This window comes from Streptomyces sp. CA-181903, assembly GCF_050937075.1.
Classification (GTDB): domain Bacteria; phylum Actinomycetota; class Actinomycetes; order Streptomycetales; family Streptomycetaceae; genus Streptomyces.
The window spans coordinates 6,809,597-6,827,448 of sequence record NZ_JBNJLY010000001.1 but is presented as its reverse complement, the minus strand read 5'-3'; the positions used below and the strand labels follow the sequence as shown (position 1 = coordinate 6,827,448).

Annotated in this window: 17 protein-coding genes and 2 pseudogenes; 9 read left to right on the top strand and 10 right to left on the bottom strand. The window is 75.3% G+C overall.

Annotated elements, in window-relative coordinates; genetic code table 11:
* The first annotated feature begins 148 nt into the window (after positions 1–148).
* Positions 149–862, top strand: a complete 714-nt coding sequence (locus ACQEVS_RS30245) for an NADPH-dependent F420 reductase (protein WP_433025857.1) — start codon at positions 149–151, stop codon at positions 860–862.
* Here the strand turns inward: ACQEVS_RS30245 and ACQEVS_RS30240 are convergent.
* The 3 genes and pseudogenes from ACQEVS_RS30240 to ACQEVS_RS30230 all read right to left on the bottom strand — a co-directional run bounded on the left by ACQEVS_RS30240 (position 846) and on the right by ACQEVS_RS30230 (position 4,046).
* Positions 846–2,333, bottom strand: coding sequence for a DUF6397 family protein (locus ACQEVS_RS30240; protein WP_433025854.1), 1,488 nt, complete (start codon positions 2,331–2,333; stop codon positions 846–848). The two genes, ACQEVS_RS30245 and ACQEVS_RS30240, sit on opposite strands and share 17 nt — an antisense overlap.
* A 371-nt stretch (positions 2,334–2,704) precedes the next feature.
* Positions 2,705–3,070, bottom strand: a pseudogene (locus tag ACQEVS_RS30235) (roadblock/LC7 domain-containing protein); the annotation flags it as partial.
* 130 nt (positions 3,071–3,200) lie between these two features.
* Positions 3,201–4,046, bottom strand: coding sequence for an alpha/beta fold hydrolase (locus tag ACQEVS_RS30230; protein ID WP_433028051.1), 846 nt, complete (start codon positions 4,044–4,046; stop codon positions 3,201–3,203).
* A gap of 241 nt (positions 4,047–4,287) precedes the next feature.
* Here ACQEVS_RS30230 and ACQEVS_RS30225 point away from each other — a divergent pair, with 241 nt between their 5' ends.
* From ACQEVS_RS30225 to ACQEVS_RS30210, 4 genes are all read left to right on the top strand, one after another.
* Positions 4,288–4,590, top strand: a complete 303-nt coding sequence (locus ACQEVS_RS30225; RefSeq protein WP_433028048.1) for a hypothetical protein — start codon at positions 4,288–4,290, stop codon at positions 4,588–4,590.
* A 316-nt stretch (positions 4,591–4,906) separates the two neighbouring features.
* A complete protein-coding gene (locus ACQEVS_RS30220) occupies positions 4,907–5,788 on the top strand; it encodes an alkaline phosphatase family protein (RefSeq protein ID WP_433025851.1) in 882 nt (293 codons plus the stop codon).
* A gap of 2 nt (positions 5,789–5,790) precedes the next feature.
* Positions 5,791–7,092 carry an MFS transporter gene (locus ACQEVS_RS30215; protein WP_433025848.1) on the top strand — a complete coding sequence of 434 codons (1,302 nt, stop codon included), beginning with the start codon at positions 5,791–5,793 and terminating at the stop codon, positions 7,090–7,092.
* The gene (locus tag ACQEVS_RS30210; RefSeq protein WP_433025845.1) at positions 7,089–8,117 is read left to right on the top strand and encodes a TolB family protein; all 1,029 of its coding nucleotides are present in this window, start codon (positions 7,089–7,091) and stop codon (positions 8,115–8,117) included. The genes ACQEVS_RS30215 and ACQEVS_RS30210 overlap by 4 nt, the downstream gene beginning before the upstream one ends.
* 31 nt (positions 8,118–8,148) lie before the next feature.
* On the opposite strand, the gene ACQEVS_RS30205 is transcribed toward ACQEVS_RS30210, so the two are convergent.
* From ACQEVS_RS30205 to ACQEVS_RS30195, 3 genes are all read right to left on the bottom strand, one after another.
* Positions 8,149–8,544: a DUF2267 domain-containing protein gene (locus tag ACQEVS_RS30205; RefSeq protein WP_433025842.1), complete on the bottom strand. Its 396-nt coding sequence runs from the start codon at positions 8,542–8,544 to the stop codon at positions 8,149–8,151.
* Positions 8,545–8,660: 116 nt separating this feature from the next.
* A complete protein-coding gene (locus tag ACQEVS_RS30200) occupies positions 8,661–9,050 on the bottom strand; it encodes a DUF2267 domain-containing protein (protein ID WP_433028045.1) in 390 nt (129 codons plus the stop codon).
* A gap of 104 nt (positions 9,051–9,154) precedes the next feature.
* The gene (locus ACQEVS_RS30195; protein WP_433025839.1) at positions 9,155–9,589 is read right to left on the bottom strand and encodes an Hsp20/alpha crystallin family protein; all 435 of its coding nucleotides are present in this window, start codon (positions 9,587–9,589) and stop codon (positions 9,155–9,157) included.
* A gap of 124 nt (positions 9,590–9,713) precedes the next feature.
* On the opposite strand from ACQEVS_RS30195, the gene ACQEVS_RS30190 reads away from it, so the two are divergent.
* Positions 9,714–10,406 carry a type III effector protein gene (locus ACQEVS_RS30190; RefSeq protein ID WP_433025836.1) on the top strand — a complete coding sequence of 231 codons (693 nt, stop codon included), beginning with the start codon at positions 9,714–9,716 and terminating at the stop codon, positions 10,404–10,406.
* 264 nt (positions 10,407–10,670) lie between these two features.
* Here the strand turns inward: ACQEVS_RS30190 and ACQEVS_RS30185 are convergent, their stop codons facing one another.
* Entirely contained in the window at positions 10,671–10,853 is a 183-nt protein-coding gene (locus ACQEVS_RS30185) for a hypothetical protein (RefSeq protein WP_185942829.1), read from the bottom strand.
* A gap of 345 nt (positions 10,854–11,198) precedes the next feature.
* Here ACQEVS_RS30185 and ACQEVS_RS30180 point away from each other — a divergent pair, with 345 nt between their 5' ends.
* A complete protein-coding gene (locus ACQEVS_RS30180; protein WP_433025833.1) occupies positions 11,199–14,024 on the top strand; it encodes an SNF2-related protein in 2,826 nt (941 codons plus the stop codon).
* Between the two features lie 86 nt (positions 14,025–14,110).
* On the opposite strand, the gene ACQEVS_RS30175 is transcribed toward ACQEVS_RS30180, so the two are convergent.
* Positions 14,111–14,581, bottom strand: a complete 471-nt coding sequence (locus ACQEVS_RS30175) for a hypothetical protein (RefSeq protein ID WP_433025830.1) — start codon at positions 14,579–14,581, stop codon at positions 14,111–14,113.
* A 156-nt stretch (positions 14,582–14,737) separates the two neighbouring features.
* Between ACQEVS_RS30175 and ACQEVS_RS30170 the strand changes: the two genes are divergently transcribed.
* Positions 14,738–15,232 carry a hypothetical protein gene (locus tag ACQEVS_RS30170; RefSeq protein WP_433025827.1) on the top strand — a complete coding sequence of 165 codons (495 nt, stop codon included), beginning with the start codon at positions 14,738–14,740 and terminating at the stop codon, positions 15,230–15,232.
* Here the strand turns inward: ACQEVS_RS30170 and ACQEVS_RS30165 are convergent.
* Positions 15,180–16,064 carry a phosphatidylinositol-specific phospholipase C/glycerophosphodiester phosphodiesterase family protein gene (locus tag ACQEVS_RS30165; protein ID WP_433025824.1) on the bottom strand — a complete coding sequence of 295 codons (885 nt, stop codon included), beginning with the start codon at positions 16,062–16,064 and terminating at the stop codon, positions 15,180–15,182. The genes ACQEVS_RS30170 and ACQEVS_RS30165 overlap by 53 nt on opposite strands.
* Positions 16,065–16,314: 250 nt before the next feature.
* Between ACQEVS_RS30165 and ACQEVS_RS30160 the strand changes: the two are divergent.
* Positions 16,315–17,546: pseudogene (locus ACQEVS_RS30160) on the top strand (phosphodiester glycosidase family protein).
* 90 nt (positions 17,547–17,636) lie between these two features.
* Here ACQEVS_RS30160 and ACQEVS_RS30155 read toward each other — a convergent pair.
* Entirely contained in the window at positions 17,637–17,831 is a 195-nt protein-coding gene (locus tag ACQEVS_RS30155) for a hypothetical protein (protein WP_004940230.1), read from the bottom strand.
* Between the last annotated feature and the right edge of the window lie 21 nt (positions 17,832–17,852).

Sequence of the window (17,852 nt, the reverse complement as noted above, 5' to 3'; positions counted from 1 at the left end):
CGGGCAGCGCCGGCATACGGGAGCGGGGGGGCGGGCGGTCGCGCCGCTTGCGATGATCTTCACTCTGCTTGCCGCAAAGGACACCCACTGTCCTACTTCCTTCCTACCGTGGGAACCACCCGAAGGAACAAAACGGGAGGATTCCCCCATGAAGATCGCTGTTCTCGGTACCGGTGGCGGCGCGCGGGCCCATATCGCGCGGCTCGCCGGACTCGGGCACGAGGTGCACGTCGGCACGCGCGACCCGGAGGCCACGCTCGCCCGCACCGAACCCGACATGATGGGCGCCCCGCCGTTCGGCACCTGGCTCGCCGACCACCCGGGCGTCGAACTGCACACGTTCGCCGACGCCGCGGAGCGGGCCCCCGAGCTGGTCGTCAACGGCATCGACGGCCGCAACGCCGTCGCCGCCCTGTCCGCGGCCGAGGAGCAACTGGCGGGCAAGACGCTCGCCGACTACGCCGTCCCGTACGTCTACAACCCCGACGTCGACCACCCCTGGCCCACGCCCTGGGGCACGATGCCGAAGCTCGACCCGTGCCACACCGACAGCCTCGCCGAGCGGATCCAGCGCGCGCTGCCGCGGACGAAGGTCGTCAAGGCGTTCGTCACGCAGGAGCAGGACACCGTCGTCGACCCCGAGGCCGTCGGCGGGGGCGACCACACCATGTTCATCGCGGGGGACCACGCCGACGCCAAGGCGGCCGTCACCGACCTGCTGAGGGCCTACGGCTGGACGGACGTCCTCGACCTGGGCCCGCTGGTCTCCGCCCGCGGCATGGAGATGTACGCCCACATGCACTCGGCCATCGGCTTCGCCCTCGGCTTCGGCACCCCTTTCGGCATCAAGGTCGTCCGCTGATCCGTTCCGACGGAGACCGCCTCCGCGCGCCCGCGTCCGCGGGATGCCGCCGGGCCGGCCGGCCGGCGCTCCGTCGCCCGGCGCGTCCCGGCACGGTCCGCAGCCACCCGGCGGAACGCTCCCGGCGGCCTGCCGTCCCCGGCCGTCCGCTCCGCGCGAGGAGCCGGTCGAGGACCCGCCATACGGAGTGCGTGCCACCGGGGGCAGTCGGCTGAGCGGGGACGTCGGCGCCCAGGGCGTCGCTTCCCGAGCAGGGGACGTGGGAGTCGCTCGACGGTGGCGGATGCGACGCCGCGGCGTCGGCCGCCGGGAGTTCGCATGCCGGGAGTTGGGACGCCGGGGGCTCGGCTGCCAAGGGCTCGGCCGCCCGTCGCCCTTCGACCACGCCCGGCTCGCCGGCCGAGGGGCGCACGGACGGTGGCGTCCGATCGCCCGAGGCGGCGCCGGCTGCTTCCCCACCCGGGCTTTCTCCGCCTGCGGTTACCCCAACCGGGCTTTCCCCGCCCGCGGTTACCCCGACCAGGCTCTCCTCACCCGCGGTTACCCCGTCCGAGGCTTCAGCGCCCCGGGACACATCCGGTGACGGCACGAGCGGGCGGCCCCCGCCACCGACGGCCGTCACCACCCCGTCACCCGCGACGCTCTCCGGCCCAGCACCTACCACCCCAGCGCCTACCGACCCGATGTCCACCGACTCCGGCAGCGCTCGGTATCCCCGCGCCTCGACGGTCAGGGCCGCCCGCACGCGCGCCTGGTAGTGCGCGACCTCGTCGGGTCCGTCGGCGAACACCAGCCCCTCCACCGCCGCGCGCCCGGCGGGCGCCGACGGGCGCACGGAGGTCAGCGCCGGGCGGAGGGCGCTGATCCAGGCGCGTTCGGCCGGGTCGGGGACGGCGGGAACCAGTTGGACGGGAGAGAGGACGGCCGCGGCGGCGGCCGCCCGCTGCCAGGGGTCCCCGGCCTGGGTCGTCAGCTGTTCCACGCGCAGACCGCGCCAGCGCACGCCCCGTCGGTCTCCGCCGTCGTCCGCCGCCGCGCGGAGGTCGGCCGGGAGTCTGCCGGTCAGCAGGTCCGGCCGGCGTTCGGCGAACTCGACGACATCCGACGCGAGGTACCGCCAGACGACCGCCCCGTAGCGGTTGATCCAGAACCGCGCGGGGACGAGGAGGCCGCCCCGGGCCAGCCGGGTGAAGCGCGCCGGAGCGATGCCCGCGAGCTCGGCGCCCTCCGCCGTGCCGACCGTCCGCAGCCGGGACCAGAGGGCGTCGGGGAACCCTTCGGCCGACCGGTGCCGCTCGATGTCCTCTCCGCGGATCCGCCGCGGCCCCTCCGGCCCGGACATGACCGTCCGCACCTCCCCCACCTGCACGGCGAGGTCCAATTCCCCGATCTTCAAACCCAGTTCCCGCGCCGCGCGCCCGAAGGGGACGCCGCCCTCCGCCGCGCTCCCGGACATGCACCGATCCGCCATGACACTCTCCCGCCACTCGTCGACTACTCTCAGTGACGACTGTAGAGGAGGGGTCTGACAACGCCTCAGGCGTCGCTCCCGTCACGGCATCGCGCTCTCACGACGGCCGGCTCACTCCGCACGCGGCGGGCCGGTTCGCCCCCGCACGCTCACTCCCGGCCGGCACTCCCCCGTCACCCCTGCCGACCGTGACACTCCCCAGGGCCCCGCCACGGACCGTCCGGATCGGACCCCACACCAGGCTCCGGCCCAGTCCCCATGCCCGGCTCCGGACCGGGTCCCACACCCGACTCCGGACCGGTCCCCACACCGGCCCCCTCAGCCACACCGGCCCCCTCAACCGCCCCGCCCGACCCGGCGGCCCACGCCGCCACCCGGTCGGCCAGCACGGTCATCTCGTAGGCGATGCTCCCGACGTCCGCCGTACCGCTCCCCAGCACACACAGGCAGTTCTCGTCCCCGGCGGCCGTCACGAAGAGGACGCCGCCATCGAACTCGATCATCGTCTGCCGTACCCGGCCCGCCCGGAACTGCCGGCCCGTACCCTGGGCCAGGCTGTGCAACCCCGAGGCGACGGCGGCCAGATGTTCGGCGTCCTCCCTGGTCAGCCCTTCGCTGGCGCCCGTCACCAGGCCGTCGTTGGACAGCACGAGGGCATGCCGTACGCCCTCGGCCCGCCGCGTCAGGTCGTCGAGTATCGCTTCGAACTCCTTGCCGAACCCTTTGCCGAGCCCCATGCGCCGCCTCCCGCTCCGCGTTCCCCGGCAGTGTCGTGCAAGCCTCGCTCACCCGTCGGCGGTCGGCAAGCACGCGATGCGGGGCGGACCTTGACGGCCGGAGGCCGCGCACGTTCGGCCGGAGCGGCGTTCAGCGACCGCCCGCGAGCATCTGGGACCGGCCCGCACCCTCCTCGCGTCCGGCCTCGGGCCGGCCCCCGCCCTCCCCCCATCCGGTCTCGGGAACCCCGGCGACCGCCGCCACGAAGGCGTCCGGGTTGTCGAACATCATCATGTGACCGGCTTCCGGAACGGTCCGAACCACCACACCGGCTTCCTCCAGCCCCTCCCGCCCCGCGAGTTCGCCGCTCAACTCGCCCTGCAGATACATCCGCGGGATACGCAGACCGGTCAGCATCGCCCGCATCGTCGGCCGCGTGCCGCGGACCAGCCAGGTGGCGCTGCGGTGCAGTGCCGTCGGGTCGGTCAAGCGCATCGTCGCCGCCCACGCGCCCCCGACCCGGCCCAGCGTCTCCTCGAAACCGCCGCCCCGCACAAACGTCTCCTCGCTGTAGCGCGCGATGCCGCTGCTCCCCGCGGCCGCGGGCGGGTTCGGGTCGAGGTTGGCCTCGGCGAGAACGAGGCGCGAGACCAGGCCGGGCCGGCGGTGGGCGAGGACGACGGCGACCGCTCCGCCCATGCTGTGGGCGACGAGTTCGGCACCTCCGGCCCCCGCCGCGTCCAGGACGGCACCGAGCGCGTCGGCGTGCTCCTCCAGGGTGTAACCGAAGTCGGCGGGCCGGTCACTCGTCCCGTGCCCGGGCAGGTCGACGAAGAGGGAACGGCGGCCGCCGAGGGCCGGATGCGCGGCGATATGGGCGTGATGGACAGCGGAGGCGGCACCGAGTCCGTGGACGTACACCAGTGGCGCGCCGTCCCCCCGTGCCTCGGTCCACCGGATCCGCGCCCCGCCGGAGGTGAACTCCGTCTCCCGCATCGTCATGCCCGTCACACTTCCCTCGCCGTCGTCCCGTGGCCACCGCTCGGCGGTGACGACCGAGAGAATAGATCGTTTCGACCTATCTCGCATCCGTCTTATGCCCCGGGGGCAGAGGGCAAGGGCGACGAAAGGCCCTCACCCTCCGTCTGCACGGCCCCTCCTCCCCTGCCCACGGGTTCAACACCCCGTGAACCGGGCACACTTGCACAACCGCAGGAAGAGCCGCTCATGGGGGCAGGTGATCCGCGTGCTCGAAAGGCTTCGCAGGCACTTACGGCCGGCAGGACAGGACGGGGGCGCGTCTCCGCCGCGCCCGCCGGAGCGGCAGCACAACCTGTTCGAGGCCGCGGCCGTCTACATCGCGGCCTGTGCCGAGAACGATCCCGACCGGAGCGCCGAGGCCGCGCGCTGGGTCTCCCCCGAGGCGCTCAGCTTCGGGGTGAACGAGCTGGCCTGCCGCGCCCTCGTCGCGCTCGCGCGGGAGCGCGGCACGTCGCCGCAGCACGTGGCGCGGAGCCTGCTCGGCCTTCCGGCCGCCTGACCCCGACGCTCAAGGCCCGGCGATTTCCGAACGGCTCAGTCGATTTCCGAACGACTCAGTCGACTTCCGAACGGATCGGTCGTCCTCCGAACGGCTCAGTCGGCTTCCGTCCGTTCACGACGGCCTTGGGCGGCCTCGGCTCGGCATCCCCGGCAGCCCGCAGGCCGTCCACCCCCGCCCCGGCGACCGTTCCCCGGAGCGTCAGCCGGAAGACGTGTACATGCCACGGCCGGGCTCTACGCTGCCGACGCACCCCGCACCCCATCCCGCGCGCGTCGGCATCACAGCGCCCCTCACCCCCACCCCGGAGGCCCCCGTGCCCCTCTCCCCACTCCCCCGCAGACGTCACCTCGGCGCGCTCGCCGCCGCCCTCGGGCTGGCCGCCGGCTCCCTCGGCCTCTGGTCGGCCACCTCCTCGGCGTCGCCCACGACGGCGGTGCCCACACCGGACCACGTCGTGGTCGTGGTGTTCGAGAACCACGCGTACGACCAGGTCATCGGCTCCTCCTCCGCCCCCTACCTCAACTCCCTGGCGGCGGGCGGCGCCAGCCTCACCGCCTCCTACGCCGAGACCCACCCCAGCCAGCCCAACTACTACGCCCTCTTCTCCGGGGACACCCAGGGCGTCACCGACGACAGCTGTGTGGACGTCGGCTTCAGCGACACGCCCAACCTGGCCACCGAACTCGCCGACAAGGGCGGATCCTGGGCCAGTTACAACGAGTCCCTGCCCGCCGAGGGCTCCACCACCTGCTCCAGCGGCCGGTACCGGCAGAAGCACAACCCGTGGTTCGGCTTCGGCAATGTGCCGACCGACACCGCGCACACCTTCGACGCCTTCCCCAAGGACTACTCCAAGCTGCCGACGGTGTCCTTCGTGGTCCCGAACATGTGCAGCGACATGCACGACTGCTCGGTGTCCACCGGTGACACCTGGCTCAAGAAGAACCTCCAGGGCTACGCGGACTGGGCGAAGACCCACAACAGCCTGCTGCTGGTCACCTTCGACGAGGACAACCGGCTGAGCGGCAACCGGATCCCGACCGTCCTCTACGGCCAGCCGGTCAAGTCCGGCGCCACCTCCTCGACCACGTACAACCACTACGACGTGCTGCGCACGATCGAGGACATGTACGGCACCGCGCACGCCGGCAACGCGGCGCGCGGCAAGGACATCACCGGCGTCTGGAACAGCTGACCGTGTACCTCGCGGACAGCCGTACGTCCCCGGCGCCCACCGCGCCCGCCGGCCGGACCCGACGGTCCGGCCGGCGGTACGCCGCCGTCCCCGGCACGGTGCTCGTCCTGGGGACCGTCAGCCTGGTCACCGACGTGTCCTCGGAGATGGTCACCGCCGTCCTGCCGCTCTATCTCGTGGCCGGACTGGGCCTCTCCCCGCTCGGCTTCGGCCTCCTGGACGGCGTCTACAACGGGGTCAGCGCCCTCGTCCGGCTCCTCGGCGGCGGGCTCGCCGACCGCGGCGCGGGGCCCAAGGCCGTGGCCGCCGCCGGCTACGGCCTGTCGGCGCTCTGCAAGCCGCTGCTGCTCGCCGTGCACACCGTGCCGCTGATCGGCGCGGTCCTGGCCGCCGACCGTACGGGCAAGGGGCTGCGCACGGCGCCGCGCGACGCCATGATCTCGCTGGCCTGCGAACCGGCCGAGCGGGGGCGTGCGTTCGGGACGCACCGGGCGATGGACACCGCCGGCGCCCTGCTCGGCCCGGTGGCCGCGTTCCTCATCCTCCGCGTCGCCGCCGGTGGTTACGACGCGGTGTTCACCGTGAGCGGGTGCACGGCGGCGCTCGGGGTGCTCGTCCTGCTGCTGTTCGTCCCCGGGCGCTCCGGTACGCCGGAGCAAGCCGCCGGCCGTACGGCGCAGAACGCGCCCCGCACGCCGGTGCGCGCGCTGCTGCGCCGGCCCGCGGTCCGCCGACTGGCCGTGTGCGCGGCGCTGTTGGGGCTGACGACGGTCAGCGACTCGTTCCTCTACCTGACGCTGCAACGCCGCCTGGACCTGTCGGAGTCCTGGTTCCCGCTGCTGCCGCTGGGCACGGCGGCGGCCTTCCTGCTGCTGGCGGTGCCGGTCGGCGTCCTGGCCGACCGGTTCGGCCGCCGGCTGTGCTTCGTCTGCGGCCATCTGGCGCTGCTGGGGGCGTACGTGCTCCTCGTCGCGCCCCTCGGGGACTCCCCCACGCTCGCCGGGGCGGTGCTCCTGCTGCACGGCTCCTTCTACGCGGCCACGGACGGCGTCCTCGCGGCGGCGACGGCCGACGCGGTGCCCGAGGCGGTGCGCGGCAGCGGTCTGGCCGTGGTGCAGACCGGCCAGGCGGGGACCCGGTTCGTCTGCTCGATCGCGTTCGGCGCGGCCTGGACGGCCTGGGGCGACCGTACGGCGCTGGGGCTGGCGGCCGTCGGACTGGCCGTCTCGGCGCTGGCCAGCGCGCGTCTGCTGCGTCCCGCGACGCCGGAGGGCATCCACGGGGAGAGCGAGGTGGCCCGTTGAGACGCGCGCACCGGATCATCGTGCTGCTCGTCGCGGTCCTCGTCCTGGGCGGTGTGGCCCTCGGGGCGACCCTGCACGCGGCGGACCGCGCGGCGGAGAAGGACCGCGTCCAGGCCGGCGGCCCCGAGGTGCGCTCCGGCGAGGTGGTCCTCGGGACGCCGGGCCGCGCGGTCTTCCGCAATATGGCGTGGGGGCCGCACCGGGACGAACTCACCTCGGTGGCCGAGGCGGACCCGTCCGGTCCGCGCACCGCCTCGGGCGTGCGGTGCCTGCGGTTCCACTCCGACGCGGGCACCGGCGTCTGCCTCCAGGCGGTGCACGGGGCGCTCCGGGACAGCTACCGCGCCGTCGTGCTGGACGCGCGCCTGCGGGAGGTCCGGCGGTACGCCCTGGCGGGCATCCCGAGCCGGACCCGGGTGGCGCCCGGTGGTCGGGTCGCGGCGTGGACGGTCTTCGTCAGCGGCGACTCGTACGCGGGCAGTTCCTTCTCCACCCGCACGTCCATGCTCGACCTCCGGTCGGGAAGCCTGGACCGCAGCCTGGAGACGTACCGCTTCTTCCTGGACGGCAAGGAGCACAGGGCCGCCGACCTCAACGTCTGGGGCGTCACCTTCGCCGACGACGACCACTTCTACGCCACGGTCGCCACCGGCGGCCGGACCCACCTCGTCCGCGGCGACCGCTCGGCGAGGACCCTGCGCTCGCTGCACACCAACGTGGAGTGCCCGTCGCTCTCCCCCGACGGCACCCGCGTCGCCTACAAGAAGCGCGTCGCGGGGGCGTCGTCCGACGCCCCCTGGCGGCTGTACGTACTCGATCTGGGCACCCTGCGGGAGACCGCGACGGCGGAACGGCGGAACATCGACGATCAGGCCGTCTGGCAGGACGGGCACACCCTCGTGTACTCGCTGCCCGGTGACTACGGCTCCGACCTGTGGACGGTGCCGGCCGACGGGTCCGGACGGCCGCGGACGCTGCTGGAGGCGGCCCTCGCTCCGGTGTTCACGCCGGCGTCGCGCGGGTGACGCCGACGCGGGCGCGCCGTCCGGACGACGCTCAGGCCGCGGGCGCCAGTTCGATGCGGCCGAAGAGGAGGGCGTAGCCCCGGGGCAGTTGGGCCAGGATCCGGCCGGTGAGCTCCTCCCCGGCCGTTCCGGCGAGCTCGGTGAGGACGGTGCCGGTGGCCCACCGGGCGGACGGCGGGGCGGTGTCCAGGGCGGCGGCGACGGCCTCGACGAACTCGGAGGCGGTCAGCGGCTGGGTGAGCGGGATGCTGCCCGCCAGGACCGCGCCGGCCTCGGGAGGCAGGAGCGCCGCGAGTTCGCAGCGTTCCTCACCGGTGACGTGTCCGCCCAGGACGGCCAGGACGGCCCGCAGGACGTCCTCCGCCTCCCCGTCGGTGGTGTACCGGCCCGCGGCGCGTATCCGCCGCACGAGGTCGTGCCAGGTCATGCGTTCCGATTCCTTCCTGTTCGCGGGCCTGTCCGCGGTCCTGTTCACGGTCTTGCTCACGGCCCTGTTCACGATCGGGGCTCCCGGGCGCGGCGCCGGCCGGGGCGGTGGGGCGGTCACGCCTCGCCGGGGCGGCCGAAGAGGAGGTCGTATCCCGGCGGGAGCTGGAGCAGGACACGGCGCATCAGATCCCTGTCGACGGCCTCGGCCACCACGCTGAGCACGGCGCCGGTGTCCCACAGGGCCGTCTCCTCCGTCGCTCCCTCGATCCAGGCCGCCGCCGCGCGGACGAACCGCTCCGCGCTGAGCGGTTCCGCGGCGGGCAGCGGGTTGAGGAGGATCAGGGAGTAGGTCTCGGGCAGCCGCGCGGCCAGCCGGTTCCGTTCCTCCCCCACGAGGTGCGCGCCGAGCAGCGCGAGGACGACCCGGGCCGCCCGGTCCGCCTCCTGCCGCGACGCGTACGCGCCCCGTTCCCGGACCGCTTCCAGGAACGCGTCGTTCCTCATGTGCGTCACCGCCGCCTCCTCGGGTGTGCGCCCGGCGGCGGGCGGGTCGGGCCCCGCCCGCCGCGCGCTGTACGCGGTGCTTCCGGTCAGCCGCTGATCGGCGTTCAGCCGCTGATCTGCTTGGGCTGCTCCCCGCCGGAGATGGTGATCTTGCGGGGCTTGGCGCGCTCGGCGATCGGGATGCGCAGGGTCAGCACACCCGCCTCGTAGTCGGCCTTGATGTGCTCGGTGTCGAGGGTGTCGGCCAGCATCAGCTGGCGGGAGAAGACGCCCAGCGGCCGTTCGGAAAGCTCCATCTGCACGGAGTCCGCCTTCACGGCCGGCCGGCGTTCGGCCTTGACGGTCAGCATGTTCCGCTCGACGTCGATGTCGATGGCGTCCGTGGAGACGCCGGGCAGGTCCAGCGCGATCACGTACTCGTCGCCCTCGCGGTAGGCGTCCATCGGCATCGGGGACGGCCTCGACCACGTACCGGTCGTCCCCAGGAGCTGCTGGGTGAGCCGGTCGAGCTCGCGGAACGGGTCGGTGCGCATCAACATCGGGAAACACCTCCACTGGTCCTGGCACTTGCCAATGCGCTTCACCTGTTCCTGTTGTAGCATGTCGTCGGAACGATGACAACCGAGATGTCATCACGAGGGTGACATCCGGGAGGGAGACCCAGTGTCCGAACCAGCCGACCGCCCCGAAGCGTCCCCGGCCCCCGGGCCGGCCTCGCTCCTGGCCGCCGCCGCGGCTCTCAGCACCATCGACCGGGCCGTGCGCGGCGCCGGGACGGCGGCGCGGGAGGACGGGGGCGGGGTCGACCCGAGCACCGGGCCGACCCGTGTCGAACAGGCCCTGGCCACGCTCCTGCTGCTGCGCGAGGTGCGCCACCAGCTCGCCGAATGGGAGCCCGGCCTCATCGAGGCGGCCCGGGAGGCGGGCGCCAGCTGGGCCGAGCTCGCCCGTCCGCTGGGCGTGACCAGCCGCCAGGCGGCCGAGCGCCGCTACCTGCGGCTCCGCCCCGACGTCACGGGGGCCACCGGCGAGGAGCGGGTGAAGGCCACCCGCGACCGCCGCGCGGCCGAGCGCACCGTCACCGCCTGGGCCCGTGACAACGCGGCCGACCTGCGGCGGCTCGCCGGCCAGATCACGTCCCTGCCCGGCCTCCCCGCCGAGGCCGCCACCCCCATCGGCCACCTGTCCCGCGCCCTCGCCCAGGACGACGCGGCCCACCTCGTCGGCCCCCTGGCCGACACCCATCCGCATCTGCGCGCGGACCACCCCGATCTCGCCGCGCGCGTGGACGCGGTCACCCGGCACACGGACCGGCTGCGGCAGGACAGCGATGTACGCCGGCAGCAGCCCGGCTGACGGGGCCTGTCACCGCCCGCCGAGACGCGCGTGAACGCCCGCGCCCTGGCAGGCGGCCCGCGAGCCACCGGATCGGCCGGGCTCCAGCACCTGTCCGGCGGATCGCCGTGGGCTTCCGACGCGCGTCAGGCAGGCCCGCTCGCCACCATGCCGGGATCAGCCGGATACGCCCGATGCCTTGATGCGTGGGCGGCCTTCCGCTCGCGATCCGCATCCGCCGGACACGGCTCGCCGATCCACCCGAACCCGCCGGACGGCCCCCGGCTAACGCCCCAGTTCCTTCCGCGACACCCGGCGCAGCCGCTTGCGCTGCGCGGGGTCGAGCAGGAGGTACGCGCCGACGGGCACGCCCACCATCACCAGCACCGCCGGCCAGAAGGGCAGCACCAGCAGGAGGAGCGCTCCCACCGCCACGCCACCGGCGGCGACCTTCGCCCTGCCGCTCATCTCCGTGCCTCCTCGCGCTCCGATACGTGCTCCGATACGTGCTGCGATGCGCGCTCCGACTCCGCGCTCCGACCGGTTTCCACGCCGCCCGGACAACGCCCGGCGTCCGCGCCCGGTTCCCGCCTCCAGTGTGCTCCCGGAGCGGGGATCCGGCCGCGCCACCGCAGCGGTGAACCAGCGGTGCTCCCCAAACGGTGAGCTCTCGGAGCGAGGATCCGGCCGCGCTCCCGGAGCGTTCGGCCGGCGCCCTCCCCGACGGCCCCCGCCGCGCGCCCTGTACCCTCGGCGGCCCCCGTCCGCACCACCGCCGCGCCGCGCGCCCAGCCCCGAGGAACGCACCGCTCCGTGACCCCGCCGCCCACCCCGACCGCCGCCGAGGCCGCCCTGCTCGCCCGCTGCTCCGCCGTCTTCCTGCCGGCCGAGCCGCCCGGCGCGGGCCGCGTGGCCTTCTGGCGGCCGGACGGGACGACTCCCGACGTGCGCGGGCCCGTGGAAGCGATCGCAGTCGGCTCCGGCGCGGCCCCGGCGGAGGTGAGCGCCCTGGTCCTGCCCGTGCGCGCCGCCCTGCCCGCCCTCACCCGCGCCCGCGCGGCCGGCGCCGGCGGGACCACCGCCTTCTGGGGCACGGCCGCCGTCCTCGGTCTGCAACTGGCCGCGCGCGGGCGCCTGTTCCCGGGGCCGGGCGACACCGTGCCCCTCGCCCCCGAGGACCTCCGGCGCGTCCGCGACCTGGCCGGCACCATGCCGCCCGGCGCGAGCCCGCTCCCCGCGCCCGAACCGGAGCGGCTGGTCCTCGCCTTCCTCGACGCCGTCGCCGACGGCCTGCCCCGCTCCCCCGGCGCCGTACCCCCACCTCGTCACCGGCCGGCCACCGGCCCGTCGAGCCCGAATCCGGGGCCGGATCCCGTACCGGAACCCGCACCGGAAGCCGCCGCCACGGCCGTCCGGCTCTCCCTCCGTGTCGAGGCCCACGGCCTGACGGCGACCGGCGACCGCGACTCCGGCCCGCGCGTCCGGGCCGTCCTCCAGGTGCACGACCTCGCCGACCCGGCGCTGGTCGCCGACGCCGCCGACGTGTGGTCCGGCGCCTCCCCGGCCGCGTCCCTCCGCGGCCCGGGCGCCCGGGCCGGCGCCCGGCTCGCCCTGCGCCGCGCCGCCCGTGCCTGGCCCGCCCTGAAGCCGCTGCTGCCGGCCGCCGCCCCCGACGCCCTCGACCTGACCGACGCGGAGACCGTCGAGCTGCTCGGTCCCGCCGGCGCGGCGCTGGACGCCGCCGGCGTCGAGGTGCACTGGCCGCGCGAGCTCGTCCGCACCCTCACCGCGCACGCCGTCGTCGGCCCGCCGGAGGGCGACGGCGAGCCGGCGCGCCCGGACCGGCGCCCGGCCGGCCCGCCCGCCTTCCCGTCCGGCGCCCTGCTGGAGTTCCGCTGGCGCCACGCCCTCGGCGGCGTGGAGCTGAGCCGCGCCGACCTCGACCGGCTCGCCGAGGCGCGCCGCCCGGTGGTGCGGCTGCGGGACAGGTGGGTGCTGGTCGACCCGGCCGCCGTCCGCCGCGCCCGCGCGCGGCGCCCCCGCGCGGTCGCCCCGGTCGAGGCCCTGGGCATCGCCCTCACCGGCCGGGCCGCGACCGGGGAGGGCCCCGACGAGACGGTGGAGGTCCGCCCGGTCGGCCGGCTGGCGGCCCTCCGGGACCTGATCGCGGACCCCGGCGCCGCCCCGGAGCCGGTACCCCACCCGGCCGGTCTCGCCGCCACCCTGCGCGACCACCAACTCCACGGCCTGGCCTGGCTGGACCGCATGACCTCGCTCGGGCTCGGCTGCTGCCTGGCCGACGACATGGGGCTGGGCAAGACCGTCACCCTCATCGCCCTGCACCTGCGCCGCCGCGCCCGGCCCGGGGCGGCGGGCCCGACACTCGTCGTCTGCCCCGCCTCCGTCCTGGGCAACTGGCAGCGGGAGATCGAACGTTTCGCCCCCGGCGTCCCCGTCCGCCGCTTCCACGGCACGTCCCGCTCCCTGGCCGGGCTGTCGGCCGACGAGTTCGTCCTCACGACGTACGGCACGATGCGGCGGGCCGCCGCCGACCTCGAGGGCGCCGGGTGGGGCCTGGTCGTCGCCGACGAGGCCCAGCACGTCAAGAACCCGCACTCCGCCACCGCCCGTCGGCTGCGCGCCATCCCCGGGCAGACCCGCGTCGCGCTCACCGGCACCCCCGTGGAGAACGACCTCACCGAGCTCTGGGCCATCCTCGACTGGACGACGCCCGGCCTCCTCGGCCCGCTGGACGCGTTCCGCCGGCGCCACGCCCGGGCCGTCGAGTCCGGCACCGACCCGGACGCGGCCCGGCGCCTCGCCGCGCTGATCCGCCCGTTCCTGCTGCGCCGCCGCAAGTCCGACCCGGGCATCGCTCCCGAGCTCCCGCCCAAGGCGGAGACCGACCGCGTCGCCGCGCTCACGGCCGAACAGGCCGGGCTGTACGAGGCGGTGGTGCGCGAACGGCTCACCGAGATCACCGAGGCGGACGGCCCACGGCGGCGCGGACTGGTCGTCAGGCTGCTGACGAGCCTGAAGCAGATCTGCAACCATCCGGCGCAGTTCCTCAAGGAGGACACGGCACCGCGTCTCGCGGGCCGCTCGGGCAAGCTGGAGCTGCTGGACGGGCTGCTCGACACCGCCCTCGCCGACGGTGCCGGTGTGCTCGTCTTCACCCAGTACGTACGGATGGCCCGCCTCCTGGAACGACACCTCGCCGACCGCGGTGTGCCCGCGCGCCTGCTGCACGGCGGCACTCCCGTGGCCGGCCGGGAAGAGCTGGTCCGGCGCTTCCAGAGCGGTGAACTTCCGGTTCTTCTGCTGTCGTTGCGAGCCGCGGGCACGGGCCTGAACCTCACCCGTGCCGAGCACGTCGTGCACTTCGACCGCTGGTGGAACCCCGCCGTGGAGGCCCAGGCCACCGACCGCGCCCACCGCATCGGCCAGACCCGTCGCGTGCACGTGCACCGGCTGGTCACCGAGGGCACCGTCGAGGACCGTGTCGCGGAACTCCTGCGCCGCAAGCAGGCCCTGGCCGACGCCGTCCTGACGGCGGGGGACGGCGGGATGACGCCGCTGACCGAACTGACCGACGCGGAGCTGACGGATCTGGTGACCCTGCGGGCACCGCGCCCTTGAAGGCCGGAGGCGGCAGGAGCACCCGCCCGCCCCGCGGATGATCCCCTACGCGCCGGCCCCTGCCCCCGCCCGCCGTTCCGCCCCGCTCACCGTGCTCCCACCGCCGACACCCCGCCGGGCAGACCGGACGGCAGGGCCGTCGGGAACGCGGTCGGGAGCCGGGGGAGCCGGGTCGGGAAGGCCGTGGGGAATGCGGAGGGGAGTTCCGTGGGGAACCCCGAGGGCAGGAGACCGGACGGGAGGCTGGTGGGCAGCCCGCTGGGGAGGGCCGTCGGAAGGTCTCGGGGCAACGAGGGGGTCGCGGAGGCGCGGGCCGTCGGCGTGGTGTCCGGTGCGGGGCGGCCGCGGTCGTCCTTCGCGACCAGGGCGACGGCGAGTCCGACGCCGCACGCCAGCAGCACGACGAGCGCGCCGATGACGAGCCACCGCCGGCGCCGACCGCCGCCTTCGCCCCCGTCCGGCGGCGGTGGCGGCGGCCAACCCGGGGGTGCGGGGCCGAACGCGCCGGGAGGCGGGCCGGGCGGGCGGTCGCGGGGCGGCTGGGGCGGGGTGGCCATGCGTCCAGCGTCCTCCCCCGGGCGCCACCGCCACCCGGGGCCGACAGGACCGTCACACGGTCCGCGCGGGAGCATGACATTCCGTCATGCGGCGCCCGGCACAGGCCCGCGTGGCGGAGCCCACCGTACCGACGATCCGACCGTACGATTTTCCGAGTGACGGTCGATATGCACCAGAATGTCACCGCGGCGAAGGCGCGGGCCGCCTGCCTCCTGCTGGCCTTCCGGCACGGCAACCAGCGCGCCTTCGACGACGGCCTGCCCGGAGACATGGCGGCGGACGAGGCCCGGTACCTCGTCGCGGCCCTCGTCTGGATCGCCAACGAGGCGGTCCGCAAGGTGTACCGGCCCGGCGTCGCCGACCGGGTGCTGCGGCACCTCGCCGGACGGTCGCCGGACGAGCTCGGCTGGGTCCGGACGGACGAGGAGGCCGCGCCCGATGTCGCCTTGCTGCTGGAATCGGTGTGGCGGGAGGACCCGGACGCGGTCCGCGAGCTGGTGCGGACCACGCCCGACACCACGTTCCTGCTTGGCAAGCTCCTCCACGCCGTGGCCCTGCTGCTGCCCCGGGTCCCGGAGGACGCGTTCCGCCACGTGCTCAGCGAGCTGCGCGGAGGAACGCCTCAAGACCCGCCAGATCGTCCGTGTTGAGGTGGTCGACGCCGGCCGCCAGCAGCTCCCGCCACACCGCCTCCCGCGCCGGTCCCGGCAGGTCGGGTGTCGCCCAGAACCGCACCCGCCGGTGCTCGGCGTGCGCCCGTCGGACGATCCGCCGCAGCGCCGCCCGTTCCCCGGCGGGCATCGGCCCCACGCCCTGCCAGCGGAAGTTCTGCCCCCAGTTGTCGCTGACGAGCGGGAGGAACGAGGCGGGCGCCGCGGTACCGAGGTCCGTCAACCGCCCGTCGTAGAAGGCGTACCGCACCCGTTCCGCCTCCATCGGCCCGCGGGCCGCGCGGTCGCCGGAGACCACGGCCGTCACCGCGCCGGTCCTGACCCGGCCGTCCGCGCAGCCGGTGAGCATCTCGCGGTAGCGGCGCAGTTCCCGCGACAGGGCGCGGTACGTGGCGTCGCCCGCGGACTTGACGTCGATCAGCAGTTGCAGGGAGCTGTCGTAACCCCGGTACACCCGGCCGCCGTTGGCCCGGACGCGGCGCAGCAGCGGGTCGAGGTAGAGCGCGGCGAGGGTGCGCCGCGGGTCGAGGCCGGCGGGGTCGTGGGCGACGAGGAGCTTGTCGCCGACGAGCCAGATGTCCGCCTCGACGCTGCCGAAGCCGTGGGAGAGGGCGTCGGTGAGCGGGTGCGGGTGCTCGTAGTCGTTGTGGGCGTGCGCGCGGCGCAGGGGCGGCGGGGTGTGTCTGCCGCGCGCGGTGCCGGCGAGGGCGGGCGGGGCGACGGTGCCCGCGAGGGCGGCGCCCAGGGTGACGACGACGGCGCGGCGGGTGTGGCGCGACGGTCCGGGGCGGCCGGAGACGGACGGGGTCACGGTCCCTCCAGGGGAGCGGGTGTTCGGGGGACGCGCACGCGGACCGTGCGCGGGATACGCCTGTGCTGCGCGTGTTGCTGTCAGTGAAGTATCGGGGCCCGAAAGGCTGTTCGGCAGGGACGTGCCGAGAGTTGCCGGGATCGACGCCGGTGCTTTCGCCGCCGTTCTTCCGGGGCAGGGATAGGGCCCCTTGTGGTGTGGTGCAGTCGACGGGTCTTCAGGGGTGACGGTGATGAGACGCGGATGCCGCGTGCGCGCGGTGCTGACGGGGCTGGTGGCGTGGGTGTCCCTGGTGGCGGGGGCCGGCGGGGCCACCGCGTGGGCCGGGCCGGACGTCGGGAGCGGCGCGCCGGGCGCGCTGTCGCTGGGCGCTCCGGCCGCGGTGGCGCCCGGGGTGGGCTACCGGGAGTTCTCGCTGAGGGGCGGTCACGGGCCCGCGCACGGCCACCTGCTGACCGTGGACCTGCGGGAGAAGCGGGTCTCCGTCGATCTGCTCTACCCGGGGGTGGTCGGGGCGCGGGAGAGCGTCTCCCGGCTGGCGGACCGGCGGGGTGCCGTCGGCGGGGTGAACGGTGACTTCTTCAACATCGCGGAGGAGCAGCACCCCGGGGTCGACGCGACCGGCGCCCCGGTGGGCCCGGCCGTGGCCGGCGGCCGGGCGCTGAAGTCCGCGGTGCCGGACGGCCAGCGCTTCGGCCCGGCGATGCCGCGCGGGGTCGCCACCGAGGACGTCCTCGCCGTGGGCGGCGACCGGGTGGCGCGCCTGGACCGGTTGCGGTTCGAGGGCGTGGTCCGGTCGGGGGGCGACGAGCTGGAGCTGAGCGGCTTCAACCAGTACGCGCTGCCGGTCGGCGGCGTCGGGGCGTACACCCCGGACTGGGGCACGGCGTCCCGGCTGCGCGCCACCTGCGGCACCGACACCGACCGCGGCGCGCCGTGCAGCCGGACGACGCTGGAGGTCACGGTCCGGAACGGCCGGGTGGCGGCGGTCTCCCACAAGCCCGGCAAGGGCGCGATCCCCGGGGGTCCGTGGTGCTGCTGGGCCGGGACGGCGGGGCCCGCGACCTGGGCCGGCTGGAGGTCGGCGACCGGGTGGAGGTGTCGAACCGACTGCGCTCCCGGGAGTCCGGGCCGGTGCGCTTCGCGCTGGGCGGCTTCCCGATCCTGCGGGACGGCCGCGCGCTCGGCGGGCTGGACGCCACGAGGGCCGCGGTGCGCACCGCGGCGGGGGTGGCCGATCACGGCCGGCGCCTCTATCTGCTGGCCCTGGACGGCCGGGCCGAGTACCGCGCCGGGCTGACCCTGGCCGAACTGGCGGCCGCCCTGCGGAAGCTGGGCGCGGTCGACGCGTTCAACCTGGACGGCGGCGGGTCGAGCACGCTGGTCACCCGGGGCTCCGGGGGGCGCGCGGCGGTGCGCAACCACCCGTCGGGCGGGACGGAGCGGGCGGTGCCGAACGGGATCGGGATCTTCGTCCGATAGGACCCCCGGGCAGCGGTGAGGCGCCGTCCGCACGGGACGGCGCCTCGGTACCGCGGTGCACCGCCGATGCGACGACGCCCCGCCCTGGGGTCAGGGCCGCACGCTGGCGACCAGGTCGGCGGTCGCGGTGATGCCGTGCGAGATGGTCGGGGCGATGCTGGTACTGGCCAGCATGAACCCGAGCAGGACGCACACCAGCGCGTGGGACGCCCGCAGGCCCCCGTTGCGCAGGAACACCACGGCCAGAATCACGAGAAGCAGGATCACGGAGATGGAAACGGCCATGGTTGCCTCCTCGGCGGAGCT